General features: G+C 71.3%; 19 protein-coding genes and 1 tRNA gene. 2 read left to right on the forward strand and 18 right to left on the reverse strand.

Annotated features, from left to right (window positions below; all coding sequences use genetic code 11):
- Positions 1-44: 44 nt before the first annotated feature.
- From OG898_RS00175 to OG898_RS00235, 13 genes are all read right to left on the reverse strand, one after another.
- Positions 45-932: an amino acid ABC transporter permease gene (locus tag OG898_RS00175; RefSeq protein WP_250740490.1), complete on the reverse strand. Its 888-nt coding sequence runs from the start codon at positions 930-932 to the stop codon at positions 45-47.
- Positions 929-1,573, reverse strand: coding sequence for an amino acid ABC transporter permease (locus OG898_RS00180; RefSeq protein ID WP_250740491.1), 645 nt, complete (start codon positions 1,571-1,573; stop codon positions 929-931). The genes OG898_RS00175 and OG898_RS00180 overlap by 4 nt, the downstream gene beginning before the upstream one ends.
- Before the next feature lie 17 nt (positions 1,574-1,590).
- Positions 1,591-2,496, reverse strand: coding sequence for a glutamate ABC transporter substrate-binding protein (locus OG898_RS00185; RefSeq protein WP_250740492.1), 906 nt, complete (start codon positions 2,494-2,496; stop codon positions 1,591-1,593).
- An 11-nt stretch (positions 2,497-2,507) separates the two neighbouring features.
- Complete coding sequence (locus OG898_RS00190) at positions 2,508-3,251, reverse strand: amino acid ABC transporter ATP-binding protein (RefSeq protein ID WP_250740493.1); 744 nt, start codon at positions 3,249-3,251, stop codon at positions 2,508-2,510.
- Between the two features lie 143 nt (positions 3,252-3,394).
- On the reverse strand, positions 3,395-3,835 hold the full coding sequence (locus OG898_RS00195) for a DUF6278 family protein (protein WP_250740494.1): 441 nt from the start codon (positions 3,833-3,835) through the stop codon (positions 3,395-3,397).
- A gap of 85 nt (positions 3,836-3,920) precedes the next feature.
- Positions 3,921-4,700 (reverse strand): exodeoxyribonuclease III, encoded by a 780-nt coding sequence (locus OG898_RS00200; RefSeq protein WP_266954176.1) that lies wholly within the window; start codon positions 4,698-4,700, stop codon positions 3,921-3,923.
- Between the two features lie 30 nt (positions 4,701-4,730).
- Entirely contained in the window at positions 4,731-5,363 is a 633-nt protein-coding gene (locus tag OG898_RS00205; protein ID WP_266954178.1) for an MBL fold metallo-hydrolase, read from the reverse strand.
- 43 nt (positions 5,364-5,406) lie between these two features.
- A tRNA-Trp gene (locus tag OG898_RS00210) sits at positions 5,407-5,481 on the reverse strand.
- A 47-nt stretch (positions 5,482-5,528) separates the two neighbouring features.
- On the reverse strand, positions 5,529-6,104 hold the full coding sequence (locus tag OG898_RS00215) for a hypothetical protein (protein WP_250740497.1): 576 nt from the start codon (positions 6,102-6,104) through the stop codon (positions 5,529-5,531).
- 11 nt (positions 6,105-6,115) lie between these two features.
- Positions 6,116-7,279 (reverse strand): ROK family glucokinase, encoded by a 1,164-nt coding sequence (locus tag OG898_RS00220; RefSeq protein WP_250740498.1) that lies wholly within the window; start codon positions 7,277-7,279, stop codon positions 6,116-6,118.
- Positions 7,280-7,295: 16 nt separating this feature from the next.
- Positions 7,296-8,171: an ATP-binding cassette domain-containing protein gene (locus tag OG898_RS00225; RefSeq protein ID WP_250740499.1), complete on the reverse strand. Its 876-nt coding sequence runs from the start codon at positions 8,169-8,171 to the stop codon at positions 7,296-7,298.
- Positions 8,171-9,232 (reverse strand): ABC transporter permease, encoded by a 1,062-nt coding sequence (locus OG898_RS00230; protein ID WP_250740500.1) that lies wholly within the window; start codon positions 9,230-9,232, stop codon positions 8,171-8,173. The genes OG898_RS00225 and OG898_RS00230 overlap by 1 nt, the downstream gene beginning before the upstream one ends.
- Positions 9,229-10,248 (reverse strand): sugar ABC transporter substrate-binding protein, encoded by a 1,020-nt coding sequence (locus OG898_RS00235; protein ID WP_250740501.1) that lies wholly within the window; start codon positions 10,246-10,248, stop codon positions 9,229-9,231. The genes OG898_RS00230 and OG898_RS00235 overlap by 4 nt, the downstream gene beginning before the upstream one ends.
- A gap of 159 nt (positions 10,249-10,407) precedes the next feature.
- Between OG898_RS00235 and OG898_RS00240 the strand changes: the two genes are divergently transcribed.
- Positions 10,408-11,412 (forward strand): Gfo/Idh/MocA family oxidoreductase, encoded by a 1,005-nt coding sequence (locus OG898_RS00240; RefSeq protein ID WP_250740502.1) that lies wholly within the window; start codon positions 10,408-10,410, stop codon positions 11,410-11,412.
- Between the two features lie 164 nt (positions 11,413-11,576).
- On the opposite strand, the gene OG898_RS00245 is transcribed toward OG898_RS00240, so the two are convergent.
- From OG898_RS00245 to OG898_RS00255, 3 genes are all read right to left on the reverse strand, one after another.
- Positions 11,577-12,761 carry a cytochrome P450 gene (locus OG898_RS00245; protein WP_250740503.1) on the reverse strand — a complete coding sequence of 395 codons (1,185 nt, stop codon included), beginning with the start codon at positions 12,759-12,761 and terminating at the stop codon, positions 11,577-11,579.
- 54 nt (positions 12,762-12,815) lie between these two features.
- On the reverse strand, positions 12,816-13,730 hold the full coding sequence (locus OG898_RS00250; protein WP_266954181.1) for a DMT family transporter: 915 nt from the start codon (positions 13,728-13,730) through the stop codon (positions 12,816-12,818).
- 123 nt (positions 13,731-13,853) lie between these two features.
- A complete protein-coding gene (locus OG898_RS00255) occupies positions 13,854-14,468 on the reverse strand; it encodes a dihydrofolate reductase family protein (protein ID WP_250740505.1) in 615 nt (204 codons plus the stop codon).
- A gap of 170 nt (positions 14,469-14,638) precedes the next feature.
- Here OG898_RS00255 and OG898_RS00260 point away from each other — a divergent pair, with 170 nt between their 5' ends.
- On the forward strand, positions 14,639-15,373 hold the full coding sequence (locus OG898_RS00260) for an SDR family NAD(P)-dependent oxidoreductase (protein ID WP_250740506.1): 735 nt from the start codon (positions 14,639-14,641) through the stop codon (positions 15,371-15,373).
- Between the two features lie 48 nt (positions 15,374-15,421).
- Here OG898_RS00260 and OG898_RS00265 read toward each other — a convergent pair whose 3' ends face one another.
- Together OG898_RS00265 and alc are read right to left on the reverse strand one after the other, a co-directional pair.
- Positions 15,422-15,877, reverse strand: coding sequence for a pyridoxamine 5'-phosphate oxidase family protein (locus OG898_RS00265; protein ID WP_250740507.1), 456 nt, complete (start codon positions 15,875-15,877; stop codon positions 15,422-15,424).
- Positions 15,878-16,080: 203 nt separating this feature from the next.
- Positions 16,081-17,199, reverse strand: coding sequence for an allantoicase (gene alc, locus OG898_RS00270; protein WP_250740508.1), 1,119 nt, complete (start codon positions 17,197-17,199; stop codon positions 16,081-16,083).
- Between the last annotated feature and the right edge of the window lies 1 nt (position 17,200).

Genomic DNA, 17,200 nt, shown 5'->3' on the forward strand with positions numbered 1-17,200 from the left:
GGCTGCTGCCGGACCGGGTGTGGCTCTGGGGGACGCCCCGCGGGTCAGATCCGGCCCGGCAGCGCCGTTCCGGGGTCGGCCACGTCGATGTCGATGCCGACCGCCTTGGTCTTGGGGTTGCGGCGCTCGCGCCGGGCCACCCAGGTGGCGAACCAGGACAGGAGCATGCACATCCCGATGTAGATCGGCGAGATGATCATCACGACGGGGATGAAGGGGAGGTCGTAGTCGAGGTTGGAAGCGATCAGCTTGCCCGCGTGCAGGAACTCCTCGTAGGTGATCAGGTAGCCGAGCGAGGTGTCCTTCAGGGCGACCACCAGCTGGCTGATGATCGTGGGCAGCATCGCCCGGACCCCCTGCGGGGCCAGGACGTAGGTCATCACCTGGGTCTTGCGCATGCCCAGGGCGTACGCGGCTTCGCGCTGTCCCTTCTCCACGGAGTTGATGCCGGTCCGGAAGACCTCGGCCAGCACCGAGCCGTTGTACAGGGTCAGTCCGGCGACCAGCGCGGGCAGGGGCTGGACCTTGAGCGCGACGAAGATGAAGAAGATCATCACCAGCACGGGCATGGCCCGGAAGAACTCCACGCACAGCGTGCACAGCCAGCGCACCGGCCGGTGGACCGAGAGCCGGCCCGTCGCGAGCACCGCGCCGAACACGAGCGAGAGCACCGAGGCGTAGGCGAAGGCCTTGAGGGTGTTCCACAGGCCCTTGAGCAGCAGCTCCTGGATGCCCTTGTAGGTGAAGGGGCTCCACTTGGCGGCGGTGAACTGGTTCGTGTCGAAGAGCAGGTAGAGCAGCCAGCCGATGAGCCCGAGGATGACGGCCGTCGAGGCGATCCCGTAGAGGAAGTGGCGGCGCTGGGCGCGCGGGCCCGGCAGGTCGTAGAGGGCGGTGGACTCCAGGTCACCGTGGAGCGCGTGCGCGGTCATCGGGCGACTCCGTAGCGCTTTTCGAGCACGTTGAACAGCGCGCTGATGGACAGGGTGATGATCAGGTAGCCGACCGCGATCCAGACGAAGGTCCAGATGATGCTGTAGCCCAGCTCGTTGAGGGTCTTGTACGTGCCCAGCAGCTCGGTGACGCTGAAGGCCCCGGCGATCGCGGAGTTCTTGGCGAGCGCGATCAGTGTGGAGCCGATGGGCGGGATGACGGACCGGAAGGCCTGGGGCAGGACGACGGTGCCCAGGGTCTGTCCGAAGGACATGCCGAGGGTGCGGGCCGCCTCGCCCTGCCCCTTGGGCACGGTGTTGATGCCGGAGCGCAGGACCTCGCAGATGAAGGCCGAGGTGTAGCAGCCCAGGGCCAGCACCGCGAACAGCTGGAAGGGCAGGACCAGGCCGAAGCGCGGCAGGCCGAGCAGCACGGCGAAGAAGAGCAGGGTGAGCGGGGTGTTGCGCAGGATGGTCACCCAGACGGTGCCGAAGACCCGGAAGGAGCCGACGGGGGCGACGCGGAAGGAGGCCATCAGGAATCCGAGGACCAGGGCCAGGAGGGAGGCGTAGACCGTGAGTTCCACGGTGCCGAGGAAGCCCTTCCCGTAGAGCGAGAAGTTTTCGGTGAGTACGTCCATGGCGGTGCGCTCTCCCCTCAGCTCGCCGGGTAGCGGTCGATGGCGGGCGGTGTCGGCGCGGGCTGGCCGGAGAGGCCGAGCGTGGCCTCGTAGGCCTTCTTCCAGTTGCCGTTCTTCTCGTTCGCGGCGAGCGCGTCGTCGAGGGCGAACCGCAGGGCGTTGTCGGAGCGCGGGACGCCGATGCCGTACGGCTCCTCGGAGAAGGGCTTGCCGACCACCTTGAGCTCCTCGGGGACCTTGGCCGCGTAGCCGAGGAGGATGGAGTCGTCGGTGGAGACGGCGTCGACCTGGTAGGTCAGCAGGTTGTCCACACAGACCGAGTACGTGTCGTAGGCGACGAGGACGGCCCGCGGGAACTCCTTCTGGAGCCGCTGGTAGGGGGTGGAGCCCGCGGCCGAGCAGACCTTCTTGCCGTCGAGGTCCTCGGGTCCCTTGATGTCCGTCTCCCCCTTGCGCACCAGCAGGGACTGGCCGGCCATGAAGTAGGGGCCGGCGAAGCCGACCTGCTTCTTGCGGTTGTCGTTGATCGTGTAGGTGCCGACGTAGTAGTCGATCTGGCCGTTCTGCAGGGCCGTCTCGCGGTTGGCGGAGGCGATCGTCTTGAACTCGATCGTCTTGGGGTCGAAGCCGAGCGAGGCGGACATCATCTTGGCGATCTCGATGTCGAAGCCGGAGTAGCTGCCGCTCGCGGGGTCCTTCTCCCCCATGTACGGCTGGTCCTCCTTGGCGCCGACCACGAGGTGGCCGCGCCGCTTGGCCTTCTCCCAGGTCGGGGAGGAGGGCAGCTGGAAGCCGGTCGCGACCTGGTAGACGGGCAGGTCCTCGGGCTGCGGACCCTTGACCGGCGGGCTGCCGGACTTTCCGCAGGCGGTGGCTGCCAGCAGCAAGGCGGCCAGGGCCAGTGCGCGCAGGGTGTGCTTCATCGGACCGCCCCTCAGTGCTTGAGGATCTTGGAGAGGAAGTCCTTGGCCCGGTCGCTCTCGGGGGCGGTGAAGAAGGCCTCCGGGGTCCGGTCCTCGACGATCTTTCCGTCGGCCATGAACACGACGCGGTTGGCGGCGGAGCGGGCGAAGCCCATCTCGTGGGTGACCACGACCATGGTCATGCCCTCCGCGGCGAGCTGCTGCATGACCTCCAGCACCTCGTTGATCATCTCCGGGTCGAGCGCGGAGGTGGGCTCGTCGAAGAGGAGGGCCTTGGGGTTCATGGCGAGCGCGCGGGCGATGGCCACGCGCTGCTGCTGGCCGCCGGAGAGCTGGGCCGGGAACTTCTCGGCCTGGTTCGCGAGGCCGACCCGCTCCAGCAGCTCGCGGGAGCGCTTGTCCGCCTCCTCCTTCTTGCGCTTCCTGACCTTGATCTGGGCGAGGGAGACGTTGGCGAGGACCGTCTTGTGCGCGAAGAGGTTGAAGGACTGGAAGACCATCCCCACGTCCGCGCGGAGCGCGGCGAGCTCCTTGCCCTCGGCCGGCAGCGGTTTCCCGTCGAGCGTGATCGTGCCCGACTCGATGGTCTCCAGCCGGTTGATCGCCCGGCACAGGGTCGATTTACCGGAGCCGGAAGGGCCGATGACCACCACCACCTCCCCGCGGCCGACGGTGAGGTTGATGTCCTGGAGGACGTGCAGTTGTCCGAAGTGCTTGTTGACGTCCCGCAGCTCGATCAACGGATCGACGGCCATACGCTGCCCTGCCCACTTGTCGGTGTGTCGAGGTCAGCGCAAACTATCCAGCCGCGGAAGGGCACTTCACCGCGACACGCCTAAAAGCCGCATAAAGGCCCGCGAGGTCAGCCTTCCGTGGCGGCTCGGGCTTCCGTGGCGGGTCAGCCCTCCGATGCCTCGGCGTACGCCTGGCTGAGCTCGGGGGATCCCGTCATCGCCCAGGACACCCCCGACTCGACCACGTTCAGCTCGCGGCCCGAGGCCAGCCGGATCATCGGCTGCCCGTTGGGCCACACCTGCCAGGCCGCGCCCGGAACGGAGCGGATGATCACGGTCCCGAGGTAGAAGCCCGCGTCGTTGCCGAGCCACGGGGTGATCTCCGGATCCCGGCGCCAACGCGGCATCAGCTGGTCGATCTCCTCCAACGAGCGCGGGCTCTCGTCGAGTTCGAGCCCGGCCGAGCGCGCCTGGGCGCGCAGCATCTCGCATTCCGCGAACAACTCGTTGATGCCCTCCGGATCGTCCGCGAGGGCCGCGGCGAGTCCCGCGCCCCGGTCCGTTTCATGTCGGTTGATCCAGTTGGCCAGGAAAGGGATGTTCATGGGGCCAGCCTGACACCAGGATCCGCGACCGGCCATAGGACGCGCCTGAGGATCACGGCCGCGGGGACAATCGGCGCGGCCGCGACTAGACCTCCAGGTCGACGACGACCGGTGCGTGGTCGGAGGCGCCCTTGCCCTTGCGCTCCTCGCGGTCCACGTAGGAGTCGGTGACGGCCTTGGTGAAGGCCTCGTTCCCGTAGACCAGGTCGATGCGCATGCCGCGGTTCTTCGGGAAGGCCAGCATCCGGTAGTCCCAGAAGGTGTACGGCCGGTCGTACTTGAGCGCGCGCGGGAAGACGTCGGAGAGCCCGGCCGTGCGCAGGGCCTCCAGGGCGGCGCGCTCGGCGGGGGTGACGTGGGTGAGCCCCTCGAAGACGGCCGGGTCGTAGACGTCCTCGTCGGTCGGGGCCACGTTGAAGTCGCCGAGCACCGCGAAGGGGCGCTCCCCCGCCGCGTCCTCGGCGACGGCGGCGGACAGGGCCCGGAACCAGTCCAGCTTGTAGCCGTAGTGGTCGTGCTCGACCTCGCGCCCGTTGGGCACGTACACCGACCAGACGCGCACGCCGCCGCAGGTGGCGGAGATGGCGCGGGGCTCCTGGACGCCCTCGTAGTCGGGCCCGCCGGGCAGCCCGACGACCACGTCCTCCAGGCCCACCTTGGAGATCAGGGCCACGCCGTTCCACCTGCCGGTGGCGTTGACGGCCGACTCGTAGCCCAGCGCGCGGAGCTCCTCGTACGGGAACTGCTCCGCGGAGCACTTGGTCTCCTGGATGCACACGACATCGGTGCCGGAGCTCTCCAGCCAGGCCAGCAGGCGCGGCAGCCGGGCGGTGATCGAGTTGACGTTGAACGTGGCGATACGCATGCCGTCCAACCTATCGCCCGGCACCGACAGTCACAGTTCGGTGGTGTTCCCGGCGGTGAGTCGTTCGTACGCGGCGCCGCCGAGGTTGCCGATCTGGTTGGCGTAGACCGGCAGGATGAGGTCGGTCAGACCGGCGTCGTGGATGGCGAGGGTCTGGCGCGGCTTGACCTCGCGGACGTAGTCGATCACTTCGGCGATCTTGTTCCAGGGCGCGTGCACCGGGAGCATGAGGGTCTCGACGGGGCTCTCGGGCACGGTCAGCGCGTCCCCGGGATGGAAGACGGACGCGTCCACCAGGTAGCCGACGTTGGTGATCCGCGGGATGTCCGGGTGGATCACGGCGTGCAGTTCGCCGTACACCTGGACGTCGAAGCCGGCCGCGCTGAAGGCGTCCCCGTGGCCCACGGTGTGCACGCGGCCCGGATAGGCGGCGGCGAGCCGGTCCGCGACGCTGTGCAGGGTCCAGAGCTGCGCCGCCGGGTTCACGTCGAGGGCGGCGCGGACCCGGCCCTCGTCGAAGTGGTCGAGGTGCTCGTGGGTGACGAGCAGGGCGTCGGCGCCGAGGCCGGCGTCCGGTTCGCTGAAGGCGCCCGGGTCGATGACGAGCACGCGCCCGTCCTTCTCCAGCTGGACGCAGGAGTGCAGCCGCTTGGTGAGCTTCATGATCCAAGGCTAGCGGCGCGGGCTCCGATGCGCGGTGGGAAGACGGAGCCGACCGGATTCGAACCGGTGTCCTCGCAGTTTTGGAGACCGCGCGCGACGACCTCTGCGCTACGGCCCCGTCCCCGGGCGCACTGTACCCGCGGGGCAGCCGGGTGCGGCCCGGGTTTAGGGCACTGCCGTGGAGACCACGTAGACCTTGGGGTACCCGGGGTGGCTCAGGTCCACGGTGATGTCGCGGGTCGGCCGGGGGTCCGGGGCGTCCAGGGTGATCCCGTACCAGCTGCCCTTCGACCCCCAGCGCCAGCCCGCGGACGCGGTGTCGCTCGGGGAGATCGACACCCCGCGGGTCAGGTCGTCCCGGCTGGTGCCGACCTCGGCGAGGAAGGTGTCGAGCTCCTCCGGGGTGACCCCGAACTGCACGTACAGGCGGCTGGTGTGCCAGTTGTTGGTCTCCAGGTACCCGACCCGCGAGGCCTTCACCGGGATCGGGACCTCGTAGATGCTGCGCTGCACCTTGGAGGGCCAAGCGGTGCGGACCTTGGCGGCGCCGACCTTGGCGGCCTTGTCGCGGCCGCTCTGGCGGCTCTGCTGGGCGGAGACGGCGAGGTAGCCCGCCGGGACGCCGACCAGCAGCAGGATGATGATCGCCGTGATCCAGCGGCGCCGCACCACGTGCTTGCGGTCCTCGGCGGGGATGGGCGCGCCGGACCGTTCGTCGGGGGACGGGGCCTGGCGGGGCAAGGAGGGCGGTGTCACTGCTGGTCCTGGTCCTCGGGGCCGGTGGTGGTGTCGCGCCGGCCGAACTGCGCGTAGCGCTCGTACCGCTCGACGCGGCGGCGCGTGGCACGGCGGAAGCGGCGGGCGACCAGGCGGGAGAGGTCGGCGGCGCCGACCATGCCGGCCTCGGGGCCGAGCTGGGCCTTGGCGATGCGGGCCTCGGGGCGGTAGCCGCGGCCGGTGAGGTGGCGGCGGAAGGCGTCGCGGGCGGGGCCGATCAGCAGGTCGTCGGCGGCGCTGACGCCGCCGCCGATGACGAAGCAGGAGGGGTCGAGGGCGGCCGCGAGGTTGGCGATGCCGACGCCGAGCCACTGTCCGATGTCCTGGAGGAGCTCGACGCACATGGCGTCGCCCTCGCGGGCCAGCTCGGTGATGAGCGGCCCGGTGATCTCGTGGACGTTGCCGCCGACCCGGGCGATGAGGTTGTGCGCGACCGGGGAGTCGGCGGCGGCCAGCTCGCGGGCCTCGCGGACCAGGGCGTTGCCGGAGCTGTACTGCTCCCAGCAGCCGCGGTTGCCGCAGGGGCACCGGTGGCCCCCGGGGACCACCTGCATGTGGCCGAACTCGCCGGCGACCCCGTAGCGGCCGCGCTTGACCTGGCCGCCTTCGAGGATGGCCCCGCCGATCCCGGTGCCCAGGGTGATCATGACCAGGTGGTCCTCGCCCCGGCCGGCGCCGAAGCGCCACTCGGCCCAGGCGGCGGTGTTGGCATCGTTGTCCACCATGACCGGGACCGCGAGCCGGGACTGGAGGGCGTCGCGCAGCGGTTCGTCGCGCCAGGCCAGGTGCGGGGCGAACAGCACGCGGGAGCGATCGGCGTCGACCCAGCCGGCGGCGCCGATGCCCACGGCGTGCACGTCGTGCCGGTCGGAGAGGTCCAGGACCAGCTCGACGATGGTGTCCTCGACCACCTTGGGGCTCTTGGACTTGTCCGGGGTCTCGGTCCGGATCTTCTCCAGGATGACCCCGTCGGCGTCGACGACCCCGGCCATCACCTTGGTGCCGCCGATGTCGATGCCGACGGTCGGAACGCGCGGGGCGGTCAGGTGCGACCTGCGCTCACGGGTCCCGATGGTCCGCAGGACGGTGCCTCGCGCCGCCCCCCGGTGGGCGAGCGTGAAGTCCCGGTACGTGCTCATCGAGTCGTGTCGTCCCTCAGGGTGCGGCAGGGCCCGCAGTGGGGCCGGATGCCTGGTCGGATGGAGTGGCCGATGGGGAGGCGGTTGCGCTGTCAGGTCCTGATTCTGCCACTCGCTCCAGTTCGTGGCTCAGTTCGTCGAGCTCGGAGCCGCCCGCCATCTGCCGGGTGAGCTCGTCCAGGGTGATCGAGTCACGGGTGTGGCTGCCCGCCATGGTGCCGCGCTTGAGCAGCACGAACCGGTCCCCGACCAGGTGGGCGTGGTGCGGATTGTGCGTGATCAGGACCACGCCGAGGCCCGCGTCACGGGCCGCGGCGACGTACTTGAGGACCACCCCGGACTGTTTGACGCCGAGGGCGGCGGTGGGCTCGTCGAGCACGAGGACCTTCGCGCCGAAGTGGACGGCGCGGGCGATGGCCACGCACTGCCGCTCGCCGCCGGACAGGGTGCCGATGGGCTGGTCCACGTCGCGCAGGTCGATGCCCATGCGCAGCAGCTCGGCGCGGGTGGTCCGGCGCATGAGCTCCACGTCGAGGCGGCGGAAGGGGCCGCGGCCCTTGGTGGGCTCGGACCCGAGGAAGAAGTTGCGCCAGACGGGCATGAGCGGGACCACGGCGAGGTCCTGGTAGACGGTGGCGATGCCGCGGTCGAGGGCGGCGCGCGGGTTGGCGAGGACGGTCTCCTCGCCCTCGATCTCGAAGGTGCCGGCGTCGTGCCGGTGCAGCCCCGCGATGATCTTGATGAGGGTGGACTTGCCCGCGCCGTTGTCGCCGAGGACACAGGTGATCTCGCCGGCCGAGACCTCCAGGGAGACGTCCTGGAGGGCGCGGATGTTGCCGTAGTACTTGCTGACCTCGGTCAGCTTCACCAGAGCCGGTGCGGTCTCGGACATCACTTCGCCTCCGCCCGCTTGCGGACCCATGCGTTGAGCAGCGTGGCCAGCAGCAGCATCGCGCCGAGGAAGAACTTGAACCAGTCCGGGTTCCACTGGGCGTACACGATGCCGTTGCTGGTCATGCCGAAGATGAAGGCGCCCACGGCGGAGCCGATGGCCGAGCCGTAGCCGCCGGTCATCAGACAGCCGCCGATGACGGCCGCGATGATGTAGAGGAACTCGTTGCCGACCCCCTCGCCCGACTGGACCACGTCGAACGAGAAGAGGATGTGCTGCCCGGAGATCCAGGCGCACAGTGCGACGCCCATGTACAGGCCGATACGGGTCTTCACGACCGGTACGCCGGTCGCCCGGGCGGCGTCCGCGCCGCCGCCGACGGCGAAGATCCAGTTCCCGGCGCGGGTGCGCAGCAGGATCCAGGTGGCCACGGCGACCAGGAGCAGCCACCACAGGATGGTGACCTTGAGGGTGACCGAGCCGAAGGTCCACTGCGAGGCGAAGAGCGCGCGGGCGGAGGAGAAGCCCTCCATGTCGGCGATGGTCTTGGTGGAGACCGAGCCGCTGATCAGCTTGGTGAAGCCGAGGTTCAGGCCGGTCAGCATCAGGAAGGTGCCGAGCGTGATGATGAAGCTGGGCAGTTTCGTGCGGGTCAGCATGAACCCGTTGAAGAACCCGATCCCCAGGGTGACCAGCAGCGATACGAGGACGCCCACCCAGACGTTGGCGGTCATCTGGTAGCTGAACATCGAGCTGAGCAGCGCCGACGAGGTGACCATGACCCCGGCGGACAGGTCGAACTCGCCGCCGATCATGAGCAGGGCCACGGGGACGGCCATGATGCCGATCGTGGAGGCCGAGTACAGGATCGTGCTCAGGCTGGAGGCCCGCAGGAAGCTGTCGGCGGCGAAGGAGAAGAAGACGAAGACGGCGGCCGCGCCGACCACCGCACCGAGCTCGGGCCGGCCGAGCAGGCGGCGCAGCAGCGAGGTGGGGGCGAGCCGCTCGTCGCGCGGCGAGGGGCTGGGGGCGGGGGCCCGGGTGCCGGTGGCGGTGCTCATCGGCTGCCCCGGTTGATGAACTTCTCCAGCGTGGCCGCCTCGGCCCCCGTGACGATCTGCGGCCCGGTGAGCACCGGGCGGCCGCCGCCGAGCACGTCGGCGTTGTAGCGGTAGAGCCAGAGCAGGTCCACGGCCTCGTAGCCCTGGAGGTAGGGCTGCTGGTCGACGGCGAACCCGAGGGCGCCGGACTTCAGGTCGCGGGCCACGGAGGCGTTCAGGTCGAAGGTGTCGACCTCGGCCTTGCTGCCCGCCGCGTCCTTGGCCTTGACGGCCGTGGGGGCGAAGGGCGCGCCGAGGGTGAGGATCGCGTCGACGGAGGGGTCGGCCTGGAGCTTGGCCTGCAGGGCGGACTGGACGGACGGCATGTTGGTGCCCTCGACGTACAGGTTCTCCATGGTGCCGCCGGACTCGCCGAAGGTCTTCTTCGCTCCGGCGCAGCGCTGCTCGTGGCCGACGTTGCCCTGCTCGTGCAGGACGCAGACGGCCTTCTTGCGGCCGCGCTTGCCCAGCTCGGTGCCGACCGCCTCGCCGGCGATCTCCTCGTCCTGGCCGATGTGGGTGAGCGCCCCGTACGCGGCGGACTGGGCGGATCCGGAGTTGACCGTGATCACCGGGATGCCGGCCTTGACGGCCTTGGCGAGGACGTCCTTGAGCGCCTCGGGCTTGGCGAGGGAGACGATCAGCCCGTCGACCTTCTGGTCGATGGCGTTCTGGACGAACTGGGCCTGCTGCTGTGCCTGGTCGTCGTGGGCGTAGACGAAGTTGATGTTGTCCTTCGCCGCGGCCTCCTTGGCGCCCTTCTGCACGATGTCCCAGAAGGTGTCGCCGTCTCCCGCGTGGGTGACCATCGCGAAGGTCCAGCGCGGAGTGGAAACGGCGGGCCGGCCCGCCGCCTCGGCCTTCGCACGGTCCTCGGCGCGCTTGCCGCCCGTACTGCTGCAGCCCACGAGGGAGGCACCCAGTACCGCCGCGAGCACCGCGCCCACGAGGCGTACCCCTGTCCGAACCCTAGCCACGTCTGCCCGTGCCTTTCGTCAAAACGGTCATATGTTTCAAGCCGCAGCCGCCCAGTATCCGTCACAGTGCACCATGCAAGGTCATCGGGGCCATTGCGGACCGTGCCGGACACAGCGGGACAGATTGACAGCTCCCCCGGACGGGGCCACGTTGAGTGCATGCGCATCGGGCTCATAGGAACGGGCCGGATCGGTTCCTTCCACGCGGCGGCACTGGCACGCCAGGCGGACGCGGGATCGCTCCTGCTCGCCGACGCCGACCCCGCGCGGGCGGTGCGCCTCGCCGACCGGCTCGGGGCCACCGCCGCGCCCACCGTCGAGCAGATCTTCACCTGGGGCGTGGACGCGCTGGTGGTGGCCTGCGCCACCGAGGGGCACGCGGACCTGGTCGTACGGGCGGTCCGCGGCGGGCTGCCGGTGTTCTGCGAGAAGCCGGTGGCCCCGGACCTGGACCGCACCCTGGCGGTGCTGCGCGAGGTGGCGGCGGTCGGCGGGGTGCTCCAGCTCGGGTTCATGCGCCGCTTCGACGCGGGCTACACGACGGCGCGCGAGCTGGTCCGCTCCGGGGCCCTGGGCCGGCTGCACACCGTACGGACCACGACCGCGGATCCCTCGCCGCCGACCGCCGAGTACCTGCGGACCTCGGGCGGGCTGTACCGGGACTGCCTGGTGCACGACTTCGACATGGTCCGCTGGGTGACGGGGCACGAGGTGAGCGAGGTGTACGCGACCGGGTCGGACGCGGGGCCGGCGCGGTTCCGGGAGGCCGGAGACGTGGATACCGCCGCGGCCGTCCTCACCCTGGACGACGGGACGCTGGTCTCCAGTACCGGCACGCGGTGCAACGGCGCCGGGTACGACGTGCGGATGGAGCTGGCCGGGGAGCTGGACCAGGTCTCCACCGGGCTGGACGACCGTACGCCGATCGCCTCCACCGAACCGCATGGCCCGCCCCCGGCGACCAAACCGTGGCCGGGGTTCCTGGAACGGTTCGCTCCCGCCTACGAGGCCGAGCTGGAGGCCTTCGTCCGGCTGGTGCGGGGCGAGGGCCCCAACCCGTGCGACGGCGTCGAGGCGCTCGCCGCGTTCCGGGTGGCGGAGGCCTGCGAGCTCTCGCGGCGCGAGCGGCGCCCGGTGGCCATGGAGGAGCTCGCGGATCTCTGAGGCCGGTGGGCGGGTACCGGGGGGCCGTGAGCGGGCCGTCCGTGAGTCCGCCCGTAAGTCCGTCCGTAAGTCCGTCCGTAAGTCCGCCCGCGGGTCGGCCGTCCGTGGGCGGGCCGTCCGTAAGCCGCTCGTCCCGCCCGTTGCTCCCGTCCCGTGCACGCCTGCTACCAGCGCACCGGGTGGCGGGTGGTCCCCCGGACCAGGGTCCCGGGCGCCCATTCCAGGACGGCCGGCTCCTCCCGGAGGTGCGGGAAGCGCTCCACCAGGGAGCGGATCGCGATCCGGCCCTCCAGCCGGCCGAGCGGGGCGGCGACGCAGTGGTGGATGCCGTGTCCGAAGGCGATGTGCCCGCCGCGGGCGGGGCGGCGGATGTCGAAGGCCTCGGGGCGTTCGAAGCGGGCGGGGTCCCGGTCCGCCGCGGCGAGGCAGACGAGGACGGCGGAGCCCGCCTCGATGAAGGTGTCGCCGATCTCCAGGTCCGTGCCGGCGAAGCGGAACGTGGCCGTCTCCACCGGGCCGTCGTAGCGCAGGATCTCCTCGACGGCGCCGTCGATCAGTCCGCCGGGGTCGGCGCGCAGGGCGGCGAGCTGGTCGGGGTGGGTGAGCAGCGCCCGCATCCCGTTGGAGATCAGGTGCACGGTGGTCTCGTGCCCGCCGACCATCATCAGGACGGCCATGGCGACCAGCTCCTGCCGGGAGAGCCGGTCTCCCCCGTCCAGCCGGCTGGTCACCCAGTCGCTGAGCAGGTCCTCGCCGGGACGGGCCATCCTGGCGTCGACGAGCTCGGCCGTGTAGGCGGTCATGGCGCGCACGGCCGCGTTCTCGGCCTCGACCCCGGTGGGAGAGACCATCTCGGTGATCCAGCCGTGGAAGGCGCCGCGGTCGGCCTCCGGAACCCCGAGGAGCTCGCAGATCACGGTCATGGGCAGCGGCTGGGCGAAGGCCTCGATCAGGTCGGCGCGGCGCCCGGGGAGGGCCTCCATGCCGTCGAGCAGTCCGTCGACGATCTCCTGGATGCGCGGGCGCAGTCCCTCGATCCGGCCGGGGGCGAAGGAGCGGGAGACGTGCCGGCGCAGCCGGGTGTGGTCGGGCGGGTCGGCGCGCATCATGTTGGCGCTGGCCTCGGTCTGCTCCCGGTCCGTGTAGAGCCCGGAGGTCAGCCAGTTCTTGGACACCGCGGGGTGGGTGAGGGCCTGGCGGGCCTCCTGGTGGCCGACGATCAGCCAGACCTCCTGGCCGTCCGCCGCCTTCACCCGGTGGACGGGCCCCTCCGCACGCAGGCGCGCGTAGTGGGGGTACGGGTTTTCGTTGAAGTCTTCGGCGATCGTACTGAGGTCCAGAACGGGCATGTGGCCACCCTAGAGGGGGAGTTGATCGCTCCGGGGTGCCTTTCGGCCATTCGTTCAGCCAGCCGCGCGCCGCCCCCAGGCGGTGCCCGCGAGCACCAGCGCGCCCCCCGCGAATCCGGCTGCGCCGAGCCGCTCGCCGCCGATGGCGATGCCCGCAGCCGCGGCCCACAGCGGTTCGGTGCCGAGCAGCAGGCTGACGCGCGAGGGGGAGGTGCGGCGGACGGCCCACATCTGCACGAAGAAGGCGAACAGGGTGCAGAAGACGGAGAGGAAGGCGAGCCCGGCCCACTCGGCCGCGCCGAAGTCGGCGGCGGCCGCCCAGGGGCTGGCACCGGTGCCGGGCAGCAGGGCCAGTACGGCGAACACGGCGACGGCGGTTCCGAGCTGGACGGTGGTCAGGGAGAGCGAGTCGGCTTCCTGCACGGCCTTGATCCGGGACATGAGCAGGACGTGCGCCGTCCGGGCGAGCGCGGCGCCGAGGATGAGGAGGTCGCCGAGGCTCGGGGTGGTGAAGCCCGCCCCCTGGGTGAGCAGCACGACCCCGCAGACGGAGACGGCCGCGGCGCCGAGGAAGGCGGGCGACGGGGCTCGGCGCCGGACGGCCGACTCGGCGAGCGGGGTGAAGATCATCGTCAGGCTGATGATCAGCCCGGCGTTGGTGGCGGAGGTGTGGACGACCCCGTAGGTCTCCAGCAGGAAGATGCCGCCGAGTACGAGTCCCAGCACCCCGGCGCCGCGCAGCTGGGCGGGGGTGAGCGCGCGCAGCTTCCGCCGGCCGGCGACGGCCAGGACGGGCAGGACCAGCGCGAAGCGCAGGACGAGCACCGCGATCACGGTGTGCGTGGTGGTGACGCCCTTGGCGGCGAGGTAGCTGCCGCCCCAGACGACGGCGACGAGCAGGACCGGCAGATCCGCGAGCCAGGCCCTGCGGGGGGCGGCGACGGGAGCGGGGGCGGCGATGGTGGACACCGGTTCTCCAACGGCAGAAGGCAGGTGGAGACTTCGGCGGCTCGCACGGGACCCGCCCAAGCTACCCGAGCATGATCGGCCGGTCGAGCCTTTTGGTCCCGCACCGCCGCCCCCGCCCCGGGGTCACTCGAAGGTGCCGAACACCGCGCGCCCCGTCGGCCGGTAGGTGTGGATGGCCGTGCCGGCCGAGGTGGTGCGGGAGCCCGTCAGCTCGAAGGCCGTCGGCAGCCCGCCCGTCGGGAACAGCCGCCGTCCGCCGCCCAGGAAGACGGGGAAGACCAGCAGGTTCAGCTCGTCCACCAGGTCCCGCGCCAGCAGCCACTGCGCCAGCGCGCCGCTGCCGTGCACCTGCAGCTCCCCCTCGGTCGCGTCCTTGGCCCGTACGACCTCGCTCTGCAGCTGCTCCCCGTCGATCACGGTGGCCGGGCCCCAGGCCGGCTCCTTGAGCGTGGTCGAGGCGACGTACTTGGGCAGCCGGTTCAGCCTGCTCGCGACCGGGTCGGCGGGGTCGTCGTGCTGCGGCCAGTACGAGGCGAAGATCTCGTAGGTCCGGCGGCCGAGCAGGAAGGCCCCGGCCCGGTCGAAGACCTCGGTGATGAACTCCCCCATGCCTTCGTCGGCGAAGGGCACGAGCCACCCGCCGTACGCGAACCCGCCGCTCGGGTCCTCCTCCGGGCCCCCCGGGGCCTGCATCACGCCGTCGAGGGTCAGGAAGGTGGTGAGGGTCAGCTTTCCCATGGCACTGCGCTCCTTGGCTCCGGTACGTCCACTGTCACGGGTTCAGACTCCCGGGCCGCCGGGAACTCATCGCTCCGGCGCGCGCGAACGCGATGTCCGTTTCCCGCCAGCGGCGTTGCTCCCCCGGCGATTTCATTGAACTCGCAACCAACTGACGCGGGAGGAACACCATGAACGGCAACGCAGTGGCCCTGGTGACGGGTGGCAGCAGGGGAATCGGCGCGGCGACCGCGCTGCGGCTGGCCCGGGACGGGGCCGACGTGGCCCTCACCTACGTGGACGACGCGGAGGCGGCCCGGGCGGTCGTCGGGAAGATCGAGGCGCTCGGCCGGCGCGGCCTGGTCCTGCGCGCCGACGCGCGCGACGCGGAGCGGGCCGCCGGGGCGGTGGAGGAGACGGTACGGAGCCTCGGCCGGCTCGACGTCCTGGTCAACAACGCCGGGGTCGGCGTGCTCGGACCCCTGGAGGGGCTCACCCTCGCGGAGGTGGACCGGGTCCTCTCGGTCAACGTCCGGGGCGTGTTCCTGGCGTGCCGGGCCGCGGCCGGCCGGATGGGCCGGGGCGGGCGGATCATCACCATCGGCAGCTGCATGACCCAGCGGGTGCCGGGCCCGGGCGGCACCCTGTACGCGATGAGCAAGGCGGCGCTGACCGGCCTGACCAAGGCCCTCTCGCGGGAGCTCGGCGAGCGCGGGATCACCGCGAACCTGGTCCACCCCGGCCCGGTGGACACGGACATGAACCCGGCGGACGGCCCCTACGCCGCTGCGCAGTCGGCCGTGACGGCGCTGGGCCGCTTCGGCACCCCGGAGGAGGTGGCCGCCATGGTCTCCTTCCTCGCCGGCCCGGACTCCGCGTACGTCACGGGCGCCGAGTTCTCGGTGGACGGGGGGTACGCGGCGTAGGCCGTCAGGGCTGTCGGGCCCCTCAGGCCGTCAGGCCGACCGGAGCCGTCAGGGCAGCCAGCGGCCGGCCTTCATCAGGTCGCGGCCGGCGATCTCGTCGGCCTCGCGCCAGGCCTGGATCCACACGGGCGTGACCCGGAAGTACGGATAGGGCGTCTTGAGGCCGCTCGGGTCGAAGCCCGAGTGCGCCGCGAAGGCCTCGATCTCGCCGGGCGCGAGCTCCGCCGCCTCCAGCCGGGTCACGGCGCCCTCGACGAGGACCACGTCGCGGGTCGTGCCGAAGGCCAGCCGGGCACGGCCGCTCGCCGCGAGGTTGCGTCCGGTGGGCAGGGTGCGTCCCGTCGACAGCAGGAAGGTCTCCCCGTCCCACCGGAAGGAGAGCGGCACGAGGGTGGCGACGCCTTGGGCGTCCGCGGTGGCGACCCAGACGTCGACGTCGCTCTCGAACCGGGCCAGCGCGTCCGTGCGCCGCTGCTCCGTCGTACGTGGCGTGCTCTGCTCCATCGTGGCCCCCCTGGGTGTCCGCCGTTGGCGGCAGGCTAGCGGGCCCGCCCCGTCCGCACACCCGGCGGGGGGGGCAACACCCCTGCCCCGCAAGGCCGTACGCGCAAAGCCCGCAGGGGCGCACCGTCGAAACGGTGCGCCCCTGCGGGGTGTTCGCGCATGCCCCGGGGGTGTCGGCCCCCGGGGCGGTCACGAGGGTGGCGTCAGCCGCCCAGCTCCTGGTGACGGGCGGTGTGCGCGGCGGTGCCGGCCTCCGTCAGCGCGCCGAAGAGGCGCAGGCGGGAGAAGCCGCCGTCCGGGAAGATGTCGATGCGCACGTGCGTGCCGACCGCCGGGGCGTCGAGCACGAAGCGGTGGTTGGTGTCGGGCTGCAGGCGGGTGCGCGGCAGGAACTCGGCCCACTCGCCCTCCTCGCCCGTCTTGATCGACAGCGAGGCCCAGCCGGCCGAGTTGCCCTTGAGGTACGCGGTGTCGATCTCGACGGCGCGGATCTCGGACTCGGCGACGAGCTGGTAGCGGATCCAGTCGTTGCCGTTGTCGCGGCGACGGGCGGTCTCCCAGCCGTCGTCCATCTTGCGGGAGCGGCCCGGGTTGATGGTGTTGGTCGGCGGGGAGTAGAAGCGGTTGGAGGCGTCCTGGACGGATCCGCCGTTCTCCAGGGCCACCACGTCGAAGGAGCCGAGCGCCTCGAGCCACTTCGGGTCGGGCACGACCTCGCCGTAGACGCGCAGGCGGGCGATGCCGCCGTCGGGGTGCTGGTTCACGCGCAGGTGCGTGAAGCGCTGCTCGACGTCGATCTCGAAGCCGTTGGCCGCGTGGCCGCCGACGGGGGTGCGGGCGACGATGGTCGTCCACTTGATGTCGTCGCCCTGGAGCTCCGCCGGGGTCGGCGCGAGGGCGCCTTCCCAGTTGGTGGCCTCGACGGAGACGGCCTGCGGCATGTTGCCGCGGAAGTGGGCGGTGTCGACGACGATGCCGCGGATGACGCCGGGGGCGCCCAGGCGGACGAGCGCCCAGTCGTGGTCCTCGGGGGTCGGCCAGGGCTGGGTGGCGGAGATGCCGCGGCGGCGGCGGGTCTCCCAGCCGTCCATGACCTTGCCCTTGTGACCGAAGTCCTCGGGGTCGAAGTGCGCGGCCTCGGAGATCAGCAGGTTCTCGCGCTGGGCGAAGAACTCGTCGTTGGCCTCGATGACACCGGCGCCGAGCTCACGGGCGGCGAGGTTCGCGTACTGGGTGAACGGGAAGTCCGCGCTGCGGTAGTCCGCGTACGGGTCGCCGCCTCCGTACGGGTTCGCGTTGCCGGTGAAGGATTCAATCGCCACT

This window comes from Streptomyces sp. NBC_00193 (genome assembly GCF_026342735.1).
Taxonomy (GTDB): Bacteria; Actinomycetota; Actinomycetes; order Streptomycetales; family Streptomycetaceae; genus Streptomyces; species Streptomyces stoeckheimensis.